Here is a 14837-nt window from a genome sequence, read left to right as displayed (position 1 = left end):
CGCGAAGGCGGCGTTTCGAACGCTGAATATTTGGCGGATGTACTGGCCTCTTCGCGAGCAAGCTCGCTCCCACAGTTCATCTGTCACCCGTTACATCTGCGGTGATTGTTCCCGTTCTGGGTGGAACAATCAGTCTCACGAAGTTCGTTTGGCAAATTGTTGATGTCGACTGACCTGCTGCTTTTGGCGCCTAGGTGCTTTAGGCCAGAACAGCAAGTGACGTGTACCTGGCAACCATCGCGTCTGACGTAATTAGCTTCATCGGTTCAGTAATGGCGGCAGCAACGATTAGCCTATCGAATGGGTCGCGATGATGGTGTTCCAGATCTTTGACTGCGATTGCATGTTCAACGCTGACAGGGAGCTCGATAAAGCCGCTGTCTCGGCAGTACTCGCGAATCTCCTCGAGATCGGCCGTTAGTTTCCCCAAGCCAATCTTTATCGACATCTCCCAAAACGTGGCGGCGCTGATGTAAACCTCAGTAGCGGTTTCGATCAGTTTTTTTGCTTTAGGAGAAAGCTTCGGGTCGTCAGTCAGAGCCCACAGAAGAATATGAGTATCCAGCAGTATCCTCATGGGCGACTGCCTTCGAAATCATCCAGCACAGAGTCAGAAAGCGGTGCATCGAAGTCGTCCGGTAGTTGGAGAATACCTTTCATAGCACCGATGCGTTTACCGGTGGGCCGCCCGATCGGGACGAGGCGCGCCATTGCGCGACCATGTTTAGCGATCGTGATGGTCTGGCCCGCCGCAGCGTCATCTACCAGTTTTGACAGGTTGTCCTTGGCCTCACCGAGGGGGACGATAATCATGACGTATGCTCGCATTCGGAAATATTGGCCAAATATAGCCATATAATTCTTCTTGCCCAAGCCACCGTTACATTTCTGTGCTGATTGTGGAGACGCCCCGCGTGGGAATGCCTCGTCTGACACTCCGCATCCCGGTTTTGCTGGCTCTGCGCGCTAGCGACAAACCCCAATCAAAACCCCTGTTCCCGCAGTCGCTTGTACAGCGTATTCCGGCTCACCCCCAGCCGCTTCGCCAGCTGCGAGATATTTCCGCCTGCCGCCTGCAACAACTCGCTCAGTTCCTCAGGCGTATCCAGCGCAGCCTTGCGGTTGAGCACTGTCTCGGGCTCGACACGTTCACACCCCATCGCCAAGTCCGCAAAAAAGTCTTCCGGCAGATGCTCGGTGGAGATCGGCTGATCGTCGGCGAGCGCCAACGCCACCTGAATCACGTTGCTCAACTGCCGCAGGTTTCCCGGCCACGGGTGCCGTTCGAACAGCTCCATCACCTGAGGCTCGAAGCCCGCTGTCTGCTGCGGTTCGCGGTGCTGTTCCCAGATGGCACGCACCAGCGCGGGCTTGTCGCTGCGATCCCGCAGCGGCGGCAGCTCCAGGTTCAGGCCACTGATGCGGTAGTACAAATCCTGTCGAAACCGCCCGTTCTGCACATGCTCGCGCAGTGAACAATGGGTCGCGGAAATTACCCGGATGTCCACCGGGTACAACTCGCTGCTGCCCACCGGCTGCACGCACCGCTCCTGCAACACCCGCAGCAAGCGCGCTTGAACCGGCAGCGGCATGTCGCCGATCTCGTCGAGGAACAGCGTGCCTTTGTCCGCCTTGCGGATCAGCCCGATGCTGCCTTTATGGTGAGCCCCGGTGAACGCGCCTTTTTCGTAGCCAAACAGTTCGGCTTCGACCAGCTCCGACGGGATCGCTGCGCAGTTCACGGCAATCATGGGCTGATCGGCGCGGGAGCTGGCACGGTGCAGGGCCTTGACGAACACTTCCTTGCCCACACCCGTTTCACCGAGGATCAACAGCGGGACGTTCTTCTCCAGCAGTCGCTGACCCTGGCGCGCCGCTTTCTCAACCCGCTCATCACCCAGCCCTGGCTCACTGGCGCCAACGGTGACCGACCGTGACACAACCGGTACTTGCACCGGAGTTGGCACCGGCACCGTTCTGAGCTTGAGCACCGGCGCCTTCGGCCGCTTCAGCACGCAATGAAAACGGTTGTGGCCCGAGGCCTGAAGCGGAAAGGGCTGGCCTTCCATTTGATCTAGCAGGTCGGTGATCGGCGCCTTGAACAGGTTTTCGATGTTGGCGTTGAGCAGGCTGACGCCCAGCAGATTGTCGGCACGGCGGTTGGCGCAGAGCACCCGGCCGCTTTCGTCGAACACCAGCAGCCCGGCCCACTGGCTGTCGAGGTTGTTCAGGCCGGTGTTGAACACCAGCTGGAAATGGCTGTGCTGGAACTGGTCGAGGATCAGTCGGTTTTCGATGGTCTGGCCCATCATCTTGACCATCCCCAGGGTGTGGGAGGGCGGCAGGAAGCTGTCGCTGGACACATCGAGCACCGCGATCATCCGCCGCGACGCATCGAAAATCGGCGCTGCCGACCCGGTCATGAAACGGTTGGCCTTGAGAAAGTGTTCATCGTGTTCAATGTGAACAGCCTGTTCACAGGCCAGGGCCGTGCCGATGGCATTGGTGCCGGCGCCTTGCTCCAGCCAGCTGGCGCCGGCGACGAAACCCGGTTGTTGATCCGGCTCGACGAAGCGCTTGTTGCCCCAGGAATTGAGCACCTGGCCTTGCTGATCGGCGAGCAGGATCAGGCAATTGGAATTGCTCAGGATGTTCTCGTAGAAGGGCAGCACCTGCTGATGGGTGGTCTGCACCAGTGAATGATGGCGCTCGAGCAGTTGCGAAACCTGCTGATCGGGCAGGCGACCGAAAGACGGGCGTGACTGATGGTCGAGGCCGAACTCGCGGCAACGGGCCCACGAGTCCTGAATGATGCTGTCGTGGCTGGGGGATGCGCCTGCTGTGGCCATGAAATGGCTCCGTCCGAGTACTTTTATTTATTGTTGTCGAGATGCCGCTAGGCAGAGCATCCCTGCTCGAAAACGTCCACCCATTGTTGTTCAGGATTGTTCAAAGTCAATGTTCATTTTGTTCAGGTGTTCAGCCTTTCCTGTTCATTTATGTTCATCAACGAATGCCGATCTGTGCGGCAAATTGTCGCAACTGCTCTAGTCCGCGTATTCCAGCCAGAAAGCGCCTGAGCAGGCGGGTTGGCACGATTGTCGCTATCCAACAAGCGGTCAGCACAATCGGTCAACGGATGTCGCGACCTGCCATACGGCACATACGCAACACCCCGAACAAAACAAATAAAAAGGGCACGCCATGTCTCTCACGCTTGAGCACGTCAGCCGCGCCGTCGACGGTCAGATCTGGATCGACGATGCTTCGCTGAGCTTTGAACCCGGCTCATTCAACGTATTGCTGGGGCGCACCTTATCAGGCAAAACCAGCCTGATGCGCTTGATGGCCGGTCTGGACAAGCCAGACAGCGGCCGGGTACTGATGAATGGCAAAGATGTCACCCAGGTCGCGGTGCGTCATCGCAACGTCTCGATGGTTTATCAGCAGTTCATCAACTATCCGAGCATGACCGTCTACGACAACATCGCCTCGCCGCTGCGCCAGGCCAAGATGTCGAAGGACGAAATCGAGCGCCGGGTTCGCGAAACCGCGAAGATGCTGCGCATCGAAAAATTCCTCAGCCGTCATCCCCTCGAATTGTCCGGCGGCCAGCAGCAGCGCACGGCCATGGCGCGGGCGCTGGTCAAGGACGCCGAGCTGATTCTGTTCGATGAGCCGCTGGTCAACCTCGACTACAAGCTGCGTGAAGAGCTGCGTCAGGAAATGCGCCAGCTGTTCGAAACGCGCAATACCATCGCTATCTACGCCACCACCGAGCCGAACGAAGCGCTGGCGCTGGGCGGGACCACCACGATTCTGCACGAAGGCCGCGTGATCCAGAGCGGCCGGACGCCCGAGGTGTATCACCAGCCGAAAACCGTGCTGGCCGCCGAGTTGTTCTCCGAGCCGCCGATCAACCTGATGCCCGGTCGCATCGAAGGCAACGAAGTCAGCTTCGCCAACTTCGTGCACTTCCCGCTGAACGTCGACCTGCGCACCATCGGCGACGGCGAGTACCGCTTTGGCGTGCGCCCGAGCCACCTGAGTCTGGTGCCGTCCAACGACGACGACCTCGAGCTGGCGGTGACCGTCGAGCTTGCCGAGATCAGCGGTTCGGAAACCTTCCTGCACGTGCGCAACGAGCATTTCTCGCTGGTGCTGCATTTGCCGGGCGTCCATGAGTACGACGTGGACACGCCTATTCGCGTGTACATCCCGACTCACAAACTGTTCGTATTCGATCAGCAGGGCGGCCTGATTCAGGCGCCGGGCCTGCGCATGGCGAGGGTTGCCTGATGGCCGAGATCCGCTTGCAAAAACTCGCGCACAGCTACAGCGCCAATCCGACCGGCCCTGAAGACTATGCCATCCGGGAAATGACCCACATCTGGGAGCAGGGCGGTGCGTATGCCTTGCTCGGCCCGTCCGGCTGCGGCAAATCGACCCTGCTCAATATCATCTCCGGCCTGCTCAGCCCGTCCGAAGGCAAGGTCATGTTCGACACCACGGTGGTCAACGACATGTCGCCGGAGGAGCGCAACATCGCTCAGGTTTTCCAGTTTCCGGTGGTCTACGACACCATGACGGTGTACGACAACCTCGCGTTTCCGCTGCGCAATCAGGGCATGCCGGAAGCGAAAGTAAAGATCAAGGTGCAGGAAATCGCCGACGTGCTGGATCTGCAGCCGTTGTTGAGCAAGAAAGCCAAAGGCCTCACCGCTGACGAAAAACAGAAAGTCTCCATGGGCCGCGGACTGGTCCGCGATGACGTGTCGGCGATTCTGTTCGACGAACCGCTGACCGTGATCGACCCGCACCTGAAGTGGAAGCTGCGCCGCAAGCTCAAGCAGATTCATGAGCAGTTCAACATCACCATGGTCTACGTCACCCACGATCAGTTGGAGGCTTCGACCTTCGCCGACAAGATTGCGGTGATGTACGGCGGCCAGATCGTCCAGTTCGGCACCCCACGCGAACTGTTCGAAAAGCCGCACCACACCTTCGTCGGCTACTTCATCGGCAGCCCGGGTATGAACCTCATCGAGGTCAAGCCTGAAGCCGGCGGCGTGGGCTTTGGCGGCATTCATCTGCCGTTGTCCGAAGCCTTGCAGCAGCGCCTGGCCGCCACTCAGTGGAGCACGTTGAAAGTCGGGATTCGTCCCGAGTTCGTGCACGTCTGGGACGGCCCGGTTGATGACGCCATGCAGGCTGAAGTGACCTACGTCGAGGACCTGGGGACCTACAAGATCCTCACCCTGAAACTGGCCGGCCAGCTGTTGAAAGTGCGCGTGCAGGAAGACAAGCCGGTGCCCCAGGGCCAGGCCTGGATCAGTTTCCCCGCGCAATGGCTGATGCTCTACGCCGATGAATTTCTGCTGGAGGCCGCGGCGAACACACTGCCGGCCAGCGAGGTGTCCCATGACTAAAGTGCAAAACAACAAGGCCTGGTGGCTGGTGCTGCCGGTGTTCCTGCTGGTGGCGTTCAGCGCCATCATTCCGATGATGACCGTGGTCAACTATTCGGTGCAGGACATCTTCGACCAGTCCAGCCGTTATTTCGTCGGCGCCGACTGGTTCCGGCAAGTGCTGCAGGACCCGCGCCTGCATGACTCGCTGCTGCGTCAGTTCATCTACTCCGCCTGCGTGCTGCTGATCGAAATCCCGCTGGGCATCGGCATCGCCCTGACCATGCCGACCAAGGGACGCTGGTCGTCGGTGTGCCTGATCGTCATGACCATTCCGCTGCTGATCCCCTTCAACGTGGTCGGCACGATCTGGCAGATCTTCGGCCGTGGCGACATCGGTCTGCTGGGCTGGATCCTCAACGATGTGCTGGGCATCAGCTACAACTACGCGGCCAATGCGTCGGACGCCTGGGTGACCGTGCTGGTCATCGACGTCTGGCACTGGACCTCGCTGGTGGCGTTGCTGTGCTATTCGGGTCTGCGCGCCATTCCGGACGTGTACTACCAGGCGGCGCGGATTGATCGGGCATCCAACTGGGCGGTGTTCCGACACATCCAGCTGCCGAAGATGAAGAGCGTGCTGCTCATCGCGGTGATGCTGCGCTTCATGGACAGCTTCATGATCTACACCGAGCCGTTCGTGCTGACCGGTGGCGGTCCGGGCAACTCGACGACCTTCCTCAGCCAGACCCTGACGACCATGGCTCTCGGCCAGTTCGACCTGGGCCCTGCGGCGGCGTTCTCGCTGGTGTATTTCCTGATCATTCTGTTGGTGTCGTGGGTGTTCTACACCGCCATGACCCACAGCGAAAAGAACTGAGGAGCGCCCATGAACAAGCGCGAGAAAGTGTCGTTCAAAAAGCTCATACCGCTGTGGATCTACCTGCTGTTTCTGCTGGTGCCGATCTACTGGCTGGTCAACATGTCGTTCAAGACCAACACCGAAATCCTCGGCGGCCTGACCCTGTTCCCACAGGATTTCACGCTCGCGAACTACAAGGTGATCTTCACCGACGAAAGCTGGTACAGCGGCTACATCAACTCGCTGTACTACGTCTGCCTGAATATGGTGATATCGCTGAGCGTCGCATTGCCTGCGGCCTACGCGTTTTCACGCTATCGTTTCCTCGGCGACAAACACTTGTTCTTCTGGCTCCTGACCAACCGGATGGCGCCACCTGCGGTTTTCCTGCTGCCATTCTTCCAGCTGTATTCGTCCATCGGCCTGTTCGACACGCACATTGCGGTAGCGTTGGCGCACTGCCTGTTCAACGTGCCGCTGGCGGTGTGGATTCTGGAAGGCTTCATGTCCGGCGTTCCCAAGGAAATTGACGAAACGGCCTACATCGACGGCTATAGCTTTCCCAAGTTCTTCGGCAAGATTTTCATCCCGCTGATTGGCTCGGGCATCGGTGTGACGGCGTTCTTCTGCTTCATGTTCTCCTGGGTCGAGTTGCTGCTGGCGCGGACGCTGACCTCGGTTAACGCCAAGCCGATCGCGGCAGTCATGACCCGCACCGTTTCGGCGTCGGGGATCGATTGGGGGGTGCTGGCGGCGGCGGGGGTGTTGACCATTCTGCCGGGCATGCTGGTTATCTGGTTCGTTCGTAATCACGTGGTCAAGGGCTTCGCTCTTGGTCGTGTCTGAGGAGTCGAAAAATGGAGTGGATGTCCTGGACCCTGCCAACTGCTATTTTCTTTGCGTCCATCGCTGCGATTCTGGTTGCGATGACGGCCTGGGAACTGCGTTCGGCGAGCATTGAACGTCGTGGTTTTCTACCGATTGCCACCACACGCGGCGATCGTCTGTTCATCGGCCTGCTCGGAAGTGCCTACCTGCATCTGCTGGTCATCGGCGCGACGAGCTGGGATATCTGGGTGGCCTCCGGGCTTTCCCTGGTCTGGCTGTTGGTAGTGATGCGTTGGGGTTGAGAAGGTTTAAGCGAAGGTTGAAACGCGGGATCACATAAGAATCAACACAAGAGGTGTCTATGTTCAATAAGAAAAACAAGCTGCGACATAGTGTGACGGTAGCGACGATGGTAATGCTCAGTGGCTTGAGCGTGTCGGCCTGGGCCGACCAGTACGAGGATGCGGCCAAGAAGTGGGCCGACAGCGAGTTCAAGCCGAGCACGCTCTCCGATGCCGAGAAGCTCAAGGAACTGGAGTGGTTCATCAAGGCCGCCGAGCCGTTCCGCGGCATGGACATCAAGGTGGTTTCCGAAACCTTGACCACCCATGAATATGAATCCAAAACCCTGGCCAAGGCGTTCACCGAAATCACCGGCATCAAGGTCACCCACGACCTGCTGCAGGAAGGCGACGTGATCGAGAAGCTGCAGACCGCCATGCAGTCCAACCAGAGTATCTATGACGGCTGGGTCAACGACTCCGACCTGATCGGTACGCACTTCCGCTACGGCAAGGCGATGTCTCTGACAGACCTGATGGCCAGCCCGGAAGGGGCGAAAGTCACTTCTCCGACGCTTGACCTGAAGGACTTCATCGGTACCTCGTTCACCACGTCGCCTGAAGTCAAAGACGCGTCCGGCAAAGTCATCACGCCGGCCAAGCTGTATCAACTGCCTGATCAACAGTTCGCCAACCTGTACTGGTTCCGCGCCGACTGGTTCGAGCGTCCTGATCTGAAAGAGAAGTTCAAAGCCAAATACGGCTACGAGCTGGGCGTTCCGGTGAACTGGTCCGCTTATGAAGACATCGCCAAGTTCTTCAGCGAAGACGTCAAAGAGCTCGACGGCAAGAAAGTCTATGGCCATATGGACTACGGCAAGAAAGACCCGTCCCTGGGCTGGCGCTTCACCGATGCCTGGTTCTCCATGGCCGGCAGCGGCGACAAAGGTTTGCCGAATGGTCTGCCGGTCGACGAGTGGGGCATTCGCGTAGAAGACTGCCACCCGGTCGGTTCGAGCATCACCCGTGGCGGCGACACCAACGGCCCGGCCGCTGTGTACGCCACTCAGAAGTACATCGACTGGCTCAAGGCCTACGCGCCGCCTGAAGCGGCGGGCATGACGTTCTCCGAGTCCGGCCCGGTGCCGTCCCAGGGTAACGTCGCTCAGCAGATCTTCTGGTACACCGCTTTCACCGCTGACATGACCAAGCCGGGTCTGCCGGTCATGAACGCCGATGGCACGCCGAAATGGCGGATGGCGCCATCGCCAAAAGGTCCTTACTGGAAAGAGGGCATGAAGCTGGGTTATCAGGACGTGGGTTCCTGGACCTTCCTCAAGTCCACCGAAGAGAAGAAACGCCTGGCCGCCTGGCTCTACGCGCAGTTCGTGACGTCGAAGTCCGTCTCGCTGAAGAAAACCATCGTGGGCCTGACGCCGATTCGCGAATCGGACATCAACTCCAAAGAGATGACCGCCCTGGCACCGAAACTCGGTGGTCTGGTGGAGTTCTATCGCAGCCCCGCCCGCGTGCAATGGTCGCCAACCGGCACCAACGTTCCGGATTATCCGAAGCTGGCGCAGCTGTGGTGGAGTCATGTGGCTGAAGCCGTTACCGGCGAGAAAACCGCGCAGGCGGCCCTCGACGGTCTGGCCAAGGATCAGGATGCAATCATGACCCGCATCGAGCGCTCTAAGGTCCAGGAACCAAGCGGTTGCGCGCCGAAGATGAACCCGGAAACCTCGGCCGAAGAGTGGTACACCAAGGCCGAGAAGAGCAACGGTGCATTCCTCGCGCCCCAACGCAAACTGGCCAACGAGAAACCGAAGGGCGAAACCATCGCTTACTCGGACCTCTTGAAGAGCTGGGAAGCCGCGAAGAAGTAACTTGCACGCTTCTACGTTCTGCGCATAAAAAAACGGCACCCTCGGGTGCCGTTTTTCATGTGCGCGCTTTGGCACTCGGGGCTTGGGAAATCAGCCGTGAAGCGTCTCAGCCGCATACAGCGTGTTTTCCAGCAGGCAGGCGCGGGTCATCGGGCCAACGCCGCCTGGTACCGGCGTGATCCAGCCGGCGCGGGGCAGGGCGGTTTCGTACACCACGTCGCCCACCAGCTTGCCGTCATCCTGACGGTTGATGCCGACGTCGATGACGATGGCGCCTTCCTTGATCCACTCGCCCTTGACCAGGCCCGGCTTGCCCGCCGCCACGACCACCAGATCGGCGCGACCGACGTGTCCGGCCAGATCCTGGGTGAAACGATGGGTCACGGTTACGGTGCAGCCCGCCAGCAGCAGCTCCATCGCCATTGGACGACCGACGATGTTGGACGCGCCCACGACGACAGCGTCCTTGCCGTACAGATCGACACCGGTGCTTTCCAGCAGGGTCATGATGCCCTTGGGCGTGCATGGGCGCAGCAGCGGAATGCGCTGGGCCAGCCGGCCCACGTTGTAGGGGTGGAAGCCGTCGACGTCTTTATCCGGGCGGATGCGTTCCAGCAGGCTGGAGGATTCCAGATGCTCGGGCAGCGGCAGTTGCAGCAGGATGCCGTCGATGGCCGGGTCGTCATTGAGACGATCGATCAGATCGGTCAGTTCGGTCTGGGTGGTTTCACTGGGCAGGTCATAGGCCTGGGAGATGAAGCCGACCTCTTCGCAGTCTTTGCGTTTGTGCGAGACGTAAACCTGAGAGGCGGGGTCGCTGCCGACCAGGATGACCGCGAGGCCGGGCGTGCGCAGGCCTTGCTCGCGACGCTGGGCGACTCGTTGGGCGATCTGCTGGCGCAGGTTGGCTGCGATCGCTTTGCCGTCTATTAGTTTTGCAGTCATTACGCGTGATTAACCATCGGAAGGGGAGGGAAAAAGAGCGCGCATTCTCGCATGACCTGACGCATGGGCAAAGACGGTTGGTCCGCTTAATAAGCTAAGCCCTTTAATTAACTGAATTTTTTAGAAAAAAGTGTTGACGACCTTTTGGACCGTCTATAAGATTCGTCGCACTTGTCGGGCACAACCCCACACAGGATAAGCCGGAAGCGGCGGATCAAGTCGAAAGGTTGAATAAGTCAGGTAGAGTTAAGATCGGCTCAGCGTGATTGAAAGCTCTTAATTTGCAGTCTCACGAAGGCAAATGAAATAAGTGCCCGTAGCTCAGCTGGATAGAGCATCCGCCTTCTAAGCGGATGGTCGCAGGTTCGAGTCCTGCCGGGTGCGCCATTAGGCAGCTTTGGCACAAGTAGCATTCAGTTTGAATGCGTCGGTTACACGCAATATGGTGGGCGTAGCTCAGTTGGTAGAGCACGGGATTGTGACTCCCGTTGTCGAGGGTTCGATCCCCTTCGTCCACCCCATATTCGAAAAGGCGCCAGATTCATAATCTGGCGCCTTTGCTTTAAGCGCTTCAAACGCGGATGTGGTGGAATTGGTAGACACACTGGATTTAGGTTCCAGCGCCGAAAGGTGTGAGAGTTCGAGTCTCTCCGTCCGCACCAGTTAAAGCTCTCGCAACACCTGGGGTGTTGAGGGATGAAAGAAAGCCGCCTTGTGCGGCTTTTTTTGTTTCAGCGTACTGCGTTTTAACGCAGTGCGAGCTTGATGGGCCCATGACACAGGGCTCGTCCGGTGTGCTTCCAGGGACTGGATCATGTTTCGGTCGTCCTTTTGCTTCCTTTATATAGGGGCGTATCAGGTGCGTTCCAGACACCTCCCGCAGGCTGAAACAGTCGTCTGTGATTCCCGGGCTGCATGCCACTTTATTTACCCTTGTTCAGTAGGGTGACTTCTTGAGTTTGACCCACTAGAATGCTTGCCCTTGATTCTGGGGTCGGAAACGGCCGGCTAACGTCTGTGCAACGAGGAATATCCATGCAAGTTTCTGTTGAAAACACTTCCGCTCTCGAGCGCCGCATGACCATTGGCGTGCCCGCTGAGCGCATCGAGACTGAAGTCAACAAGCGTCTGCAGCAGACCGCACGTAAAGCCAAGATCCCGGGCTTCCGCCCAGGCAAAGTGCCTATGAGCGTGATCCGCCAGCGTTACGAAGACGGTGCTCGTCAGGAAGCACTGGGCGACCTGATCCAGGCGACCTTCTACGAAGCCGTCGTCGAGCAAAAGCTGAACCCGGCTGGCGCACCTTCCGTTGAGCCAAAGACCTTCGAAAAGGGCAAGGACCTCGAGTACATCGCTACTTTCGAAGTGTTCCCTGAATTCACCGTTGCCGGTTTCGACTCTATTTCCGTCGAGCGTCTGTCGGCTGACGTCGCTGATTCCGATCTGGACAACATGCTGGAAATCCTGCGCAAGCAGAATGTCAGCTTCGAAGTCGTTGATCGTGCGGCACAAAACGAAGATCAGTTGAACATCGACTTCGTCGGCAAGATCGACGGTGAAGCATTCGCTGGCGGTTCGGCCACCGGTACTCAGCTGGTGCTGGGTTCGGGTCGCATGATCCCGGGCTTCGAAGACGGTCTGGTCGGCGCCAAAGCCGGTGAAGAGAGCGTTCTGAACCTGACCTTCCCTGAGGATTATCAGAATCTTGAACTGGCCGGCAAAACCGCCGAGTTCACCGTCACGGTCAACACCGTGTCGGCACCGACCCTGCCTGAGCTGAACGAAACGTTCTTCAAGCAGTTCGGCATCAAGGAAACCAACCTCGAAGGCTTCCGCACCGAAGTTCGCAAGAACATGGAGCGCGAGCTGCGTCAGGCCATCAAGTCCAAGGTCAAGAATCAGGTAATGGACGGTCTGCTGGCCGCCAACCCGATCGAAGTGCCTAAAGCGCTGCTGGAAAACGAAGTGAACCGTCTGCGCGTTCAGGCTGTTCAGCAGTTCGGCGGCAACATCAAGCCTGACCAACTGCCGGCAGAGCTGTTCGAGGAGCAGGCCAAGCGCCGCGTCGAACTGGGTCTGATCGTGGCTGAAGTCGTCAAGCAATTCGACCTCAAGCCTGACGACACCCGCGTTCGCGAGCTGATCCAGGAAATGGCTTCCGCTTACCAGGAGCCAGAGCAGGTTGTGGCCTGGTACTACAAGAACGAACAGCAAATGAACGAAGTTCGTTCGGTTGTGCTGGAAGAACAAGTTGTGGATACTGTTTTGCAGAAAGCGAGCGTGACCGACAAAGCGGTCTCGTACGAAGAGGCAGTCAAGCCGGTTGAAGCTCCACAAGCCGACTGATTTCCTTCTCTCGTTCGAAAACACCATAAGCCAGCCTTCGCGCTGGCTTATGCGTATTCAAGACATGACTATTTGGGAGTGAATGCGAGACATGTCCCGCAATTCTTATATTCAGCAGAACTCTGACATCCAGGCCGCTGGCGGCCTGGTCCCGATGGTTATTGAGCAGTCCGCCCGTGGCGAGCGCGCCTATGACATCTACTCCCGCCTGCTCAAGGAACGCGTCATTTTCCTGGTCGGTCCGGTTGAAGATTACATGGCCAACCTCATCTCGGCGCAGCTGCTGTTCCTTGAAGCGGAAAACCCGGACAAGGACATCCATCTTTACATCAACTCCCCAGGCGGTTCGGTGACTGCGGGCATGGCGATCTACGACACCATGCAGTTCATCAAGCCGGACGTTTCCACGACCGTCATGGGTCAGGCGTGCAGCATGGGCGCTTTCCTTTTGGCCGGTGGTGCCAAGGGCAAGCGTTTCGCACTGCCGAACTCCCGCGTCATGATTCACCAGCCGTTGGGCGGTTTTCAGGGCCAGGCGTCGGACATTGATATCCACGCGAAGGAAATCCTGTTCATCCGTCAACGTCTGAACGAACTGCTGGCGCACCACACCGGCCAGACGCTGGAAGCGATCGAGCGCGACACCAACCGCGACAACTTCATGAGCGCCGAACGCGCTGCTGAATACGGTTTGGTGGACTCGGTGATCGACCGGCGTCAAATGACCAAATGATTGCGTGAAGGGCAATAATCCCGGGCGGTTGATACATCCGTGCCGCCTGTGGACTTGAAAAATCGAGCAATTGCCCTCATCTTGTGTTGCAAGCCTACCGGATTGGATCGATCGAATGACTGACACCCGCAACGGCGAGGACAACGGCAAGCTGCTTTATTGCTCCTTCTGCGGCAAAAGCCAGCATGAAGTGCGCAAGTTGATTGCCGGCCCCTCGGTATTTGTTTGTGACGAGTGCGTCGACCTGTGCAACGACATCATCCGCGAGGAGGTGCAGGAAGCACAGGCCGAGAGCAGCGCGCATAAACTGCCATCGCCTAAAGAAATCAGCGGCATCCTCGACCAGTACGTCATTGGTCAGGAACGTGCCAAAAAGGTTCTCGCAGTAGCGGTGTACAACCACTACAAGCGGCTGAACCAGCGCGACAAGAAAAACGACGACGTTGAACTGGGCAAGAGCAACATCCTGCTGATCGGCCCGACGGGCTCCGGCAAGACTTTGCTGGCGGAGACGCTCGCTCGTTTGCTCAACGTTCCGTTCACCATTGCCGATGCCACCACCCTGACCGAAGCCGGTTATGTGGGTGAGGACGTCGAGAACATCATTCAAAAGCTGTTGCAGAAGTGCGATTACGATGTCGAGAAGGCCCAGATGGGTATCGTCTACATCGACGAAATCGACAAGATTTCGCGCAAGTCCGACAACCCTTCCATCACTCGTGATGTGTCGGGCGAAGGCGTACAGCAAGCCCTGCTGAAGCTGATCGAAGGCACCGTGGCTTCCGTACCGCCTCAAGGTGGTCGCAAGCACCCACAGCAGGAATTCCTGCAGGTGGACACGCGCAATATCCTCTTCATCTGTGGCGGTGCGTTCTCTGGCCTGGAAAAGGTCATCCAGAATCGCTCCACCAAAGGCGGCATCGGCTTTAACGCCGAAGTACGCAGCAAGGAAGAGGGCAAGAAGGTCGGCGAATCCCTGCGTGAAGTCGAGCCTGACGATCTGGTCAAGTTCGGTCTCATCCCGGAGTTCGTGGGTCGTCTGCCTGTTCTGGCGACGCTGGACGAGCTGGACGAAGCTGCTCTGATGCAGATTCTGACCGAGCCGAAGAACGCGCTGACCAAGCAATACGGCAAGCTGTTCGAGATGGAAGGCGTGGACCTTGAGTTCCGCCCGGATGCGCTGAAATCGGTTGCCCGTCGTGCGCTTGAGCGCAAGACCGGTGCTCGCGGTCTGCGCTCCATCCTCGAGGGCGTTCTGCTCGACACCATGTACGAGATCCCGTCGCAGTCCGACGTGAGCAAGGTGGTGATCGACGAGAGCGTGATCGAGGGCACCTCCAAGCCGCTGTTGATTTACGAAAACAGCGAGCCACCTGCCAAGGCGGCACCCGACGCGTAGCCTGCTGGCAACGCACAGGGCGACTGGAAACGAAAAGGGCCCTCGGGCCCTTTTCGCGTTTCCTTCAAAGCCGGTCTGCGTTTCCGAGTCCTTTCGCTTTAACTCAAGCCGGCGCTTGTTTTTTTAAGATTCAACCCCCATCTTGATTT

At 58.3% G+C, this 14837-nt stretch carries 13 protein-coding genes and 3 tRNA genes; 12 read left to right on the top strand and 4 right to left on the bottom strand.

The window, feature by feature from the left end:
* Nucleotides 1-199: 199 nt before the first annotated feature.
* The 3 genes from ABEH28_RS22125 to ABEH28_RS22115 all read right to left on the bottom strand — a co-directional run bounded on the left by ABEH28_RS22125 (nucleotide 200) and on the right by ABEH28_RS22115 (nucleotide 2849).
* Nucleotides 200-577, bottom strand: a complete 378-nt coding sequence (locus ABEH28_RS22125) for a type II toxin-antitoxin system VapC family toxin (RefSeq protein ID WP_074892086.1) — start codon at nucleotides 575-577, stop codon at nucleotides 200-202.
* Nucleotides 574-813, bottom strand: a complete 240-nt coding sequence (locus ABEH28_RS22120) for a type II toxin-antitoxin system prevent-host-death family antitoxin (protein WP_065986546.1) — start codon at nucleotides 811-813, stop codon at nucleotides 574-576. The genes ABEH28_RS22125 and ABEH28_RS22120 overlap by 4 nt, the downstream gene beginning before the upstream one ends.
* Before the next feature lie 170 nt (nucleotides 814-983).
* Entirely contained in the window at nucleotides 984-2849 is a 1866-nt protein-coding gene (locus ABEH28_RS22115; RefSeq protein WP_346631090.1) for a sigma-54-dependent Fis family transcriptional regulator, read from the bottom strand.
* 355 nt (nucleotides 2850-3204) lie between these two features.
* Here ABEH28_RS22115 and ABEH28_RS22110 point away from each other — a divergent pair, with 355 nt between their 5' ends.
* Genes ABEH28_RS22110 through ABEH28_RS22085 form a run of 6 tightly spaced genes read left to right on the top strand, consistent with a single transcriptional unit; the run spans nucleotide 3205 to nucleotide 9265 of the window.
* Complete coding sequence (locus ABEH28_RS22110) at nucleotides 3205-4299, top strand: ABC transporter ATP-binding protein (protein WP_346631089.1); 1095 nt, start codon at nucleotides 3205-3207, stop codon at nucleotides 4297-4299.
* Nucleotides 4299-5429, top strand: coding sequence for an ABC transporter ATP-binding protein (locus ABEH28_RS22105; protein WP_192174106.1), 1131 nt, complete (start codon nucleotides 4299-4301; stop codon nucleotides 5427-5429). Before ABEH28_RS22110 ends, ABEH28_RS22105 begins: the two co-directional genes overlap by 1 nt.
* Entirely contained in the window at nucleotides 5422-6288 is an 867-nt protein-coding gene (locus ABEH28_RS22100) for a sugar ABC transporter permease (protein ID WP_122537610.1), read from the top strand. Before ABEH28_RS22105 ends, ABEH28_RS22100 begins: the two co-directional genes overlap by 8 nt.
* A gap of 27 nt (nucleotides 6289-6315) precedes the next feature.
* Complete coding sequence (locus ABEH28_RS22095; protein ID WP_074892149.1) at nucleotides 6316-7116, top strand: carbohydrate ABC transporter permease; 801 nt, start codon at nucleotides 6316-6318, stop codon at nucleotides 7114-7116.
* A gap of 11 nt (nucleotides 7117-7127) precedes the next feature.
* Entirely contained in the window at nucleotides 7128-7400 is a 273-nt protein-coding gene (locus ABEH28_RS22090; RefSeq protein WP_065986436.1) for a DUF2160 domain-containing protein, read from the top strand.
* Nucleotides 7401-7459: 59 nt separating this feature from the next.
* Entirely contained in the window at nucleotides 7460-9265 is a 1806-nt protein-coding gene (locus ABEH28_RS22085) for an ABC transporter substrate-binding protein (RefSeq protein ID WP_192174105.1), read from the top strand.
* A 90-nt stretch (nucleotides 9266-9355) separates the two neighbouring features.
* Here the strand turns inward: ABEH28_RS22085 and folD are convergent, their stop codons facing one another.
* Nucleotides 9356-10210, bottom strand: coding sequence for a bifunctional methylenetetrahydrofolate dehydrogenase/methenyltetrahydrofolate cyclohydrolase FolD (gene folD, locus ABEH28_RS22080; protein ID WP_133776580.1), 855 nt, complete (start codon nucleotides 10208-10210; stop codon nucleotides 9356-9358).
* A gap of 310 nt (nucleotides 10211-10520) precedes the next feature.
* Between folD and ABEH28_RS22075 the strand changes: the two genes are divergently transcribed.
* From ABEH28_RS22075 to clpX, 6 genes are all read left to right on the top strand, one after another.
* Nucleotides 10521-10597 (top strand) — tRNA-Arg (locus ABEH28_RS22075).
* A gap of 58 nt (nucleotides 10598-10655) precedes the next feature.
* Nucleotides 10656-10731: transfer RNA gene (locus tag ABEH28_RS22070), tRNA-His, on the top strand.
* Between the two features lie 56 nt (nucleotides 10732-10787).
* A tRNA-Leu gene (locus tag ABEH28_RS22065) sits at nucleotides 10788-10872 on the top strand.
* A gap of 373 nt (nucleotides 10873-11245) precedes the next feature.
* The gene (tig, locus tag ABEH28_RS22060) at nucleotides 11246-12556 is read left to right on the top strand and encodes a trigger factor (protein ID WP_192174104.1); all 1311 of its coding nucleotides are present in this window, start codon (nucleotides 11246-11248) and stop codon (nucleotides 12554-12556) included.
* 91 nt (nucleotides 12557-12647) lie between these two features.
* Nucleotides 12648-13289 (top strand): ATP-dependent Clp endopeptidase proteolytic subunit ClpP, encoded by a 642-nt coding sequence (gene clpP, locus ABEH28_RS22055; protein ID WP_122537614.1) that lies wholly within the window; start codon nucleotides 12648-12650, stop codon nucleotides 13287-13289.
* 115 nt (nucleotides 13290-13404) lie between these two features.
* The gene (gene clpX / locus ABEH28_RS22050; RefSeq protein ID WP_037013640.1) at nucleotides 13405-14688 is read left to right on the top strand and encodes an ATP-dependent Clp protease ATP-binding subunit ClpX; all 1284 of its coding nucleotides are present in this window, start codon (nucleotides 13405-13407) and stop codon (nucleotides 14686-14688) included.
* Nucleotides 14689-14837: the final 149 nt, after the last annotated feature.

The organism is Pseudomonas sp. Ps21-P2, from assembly GCF_039672565.1.
GTDB lineage: Bacteria > Pseudomonadota > Gammaproteobacteria > Pseudomonadales > Pseudomonadaceae > Aquipseudomonas.
This window is presented reverse-complemented; position numbering and strand designations above follow the sequence as displayed.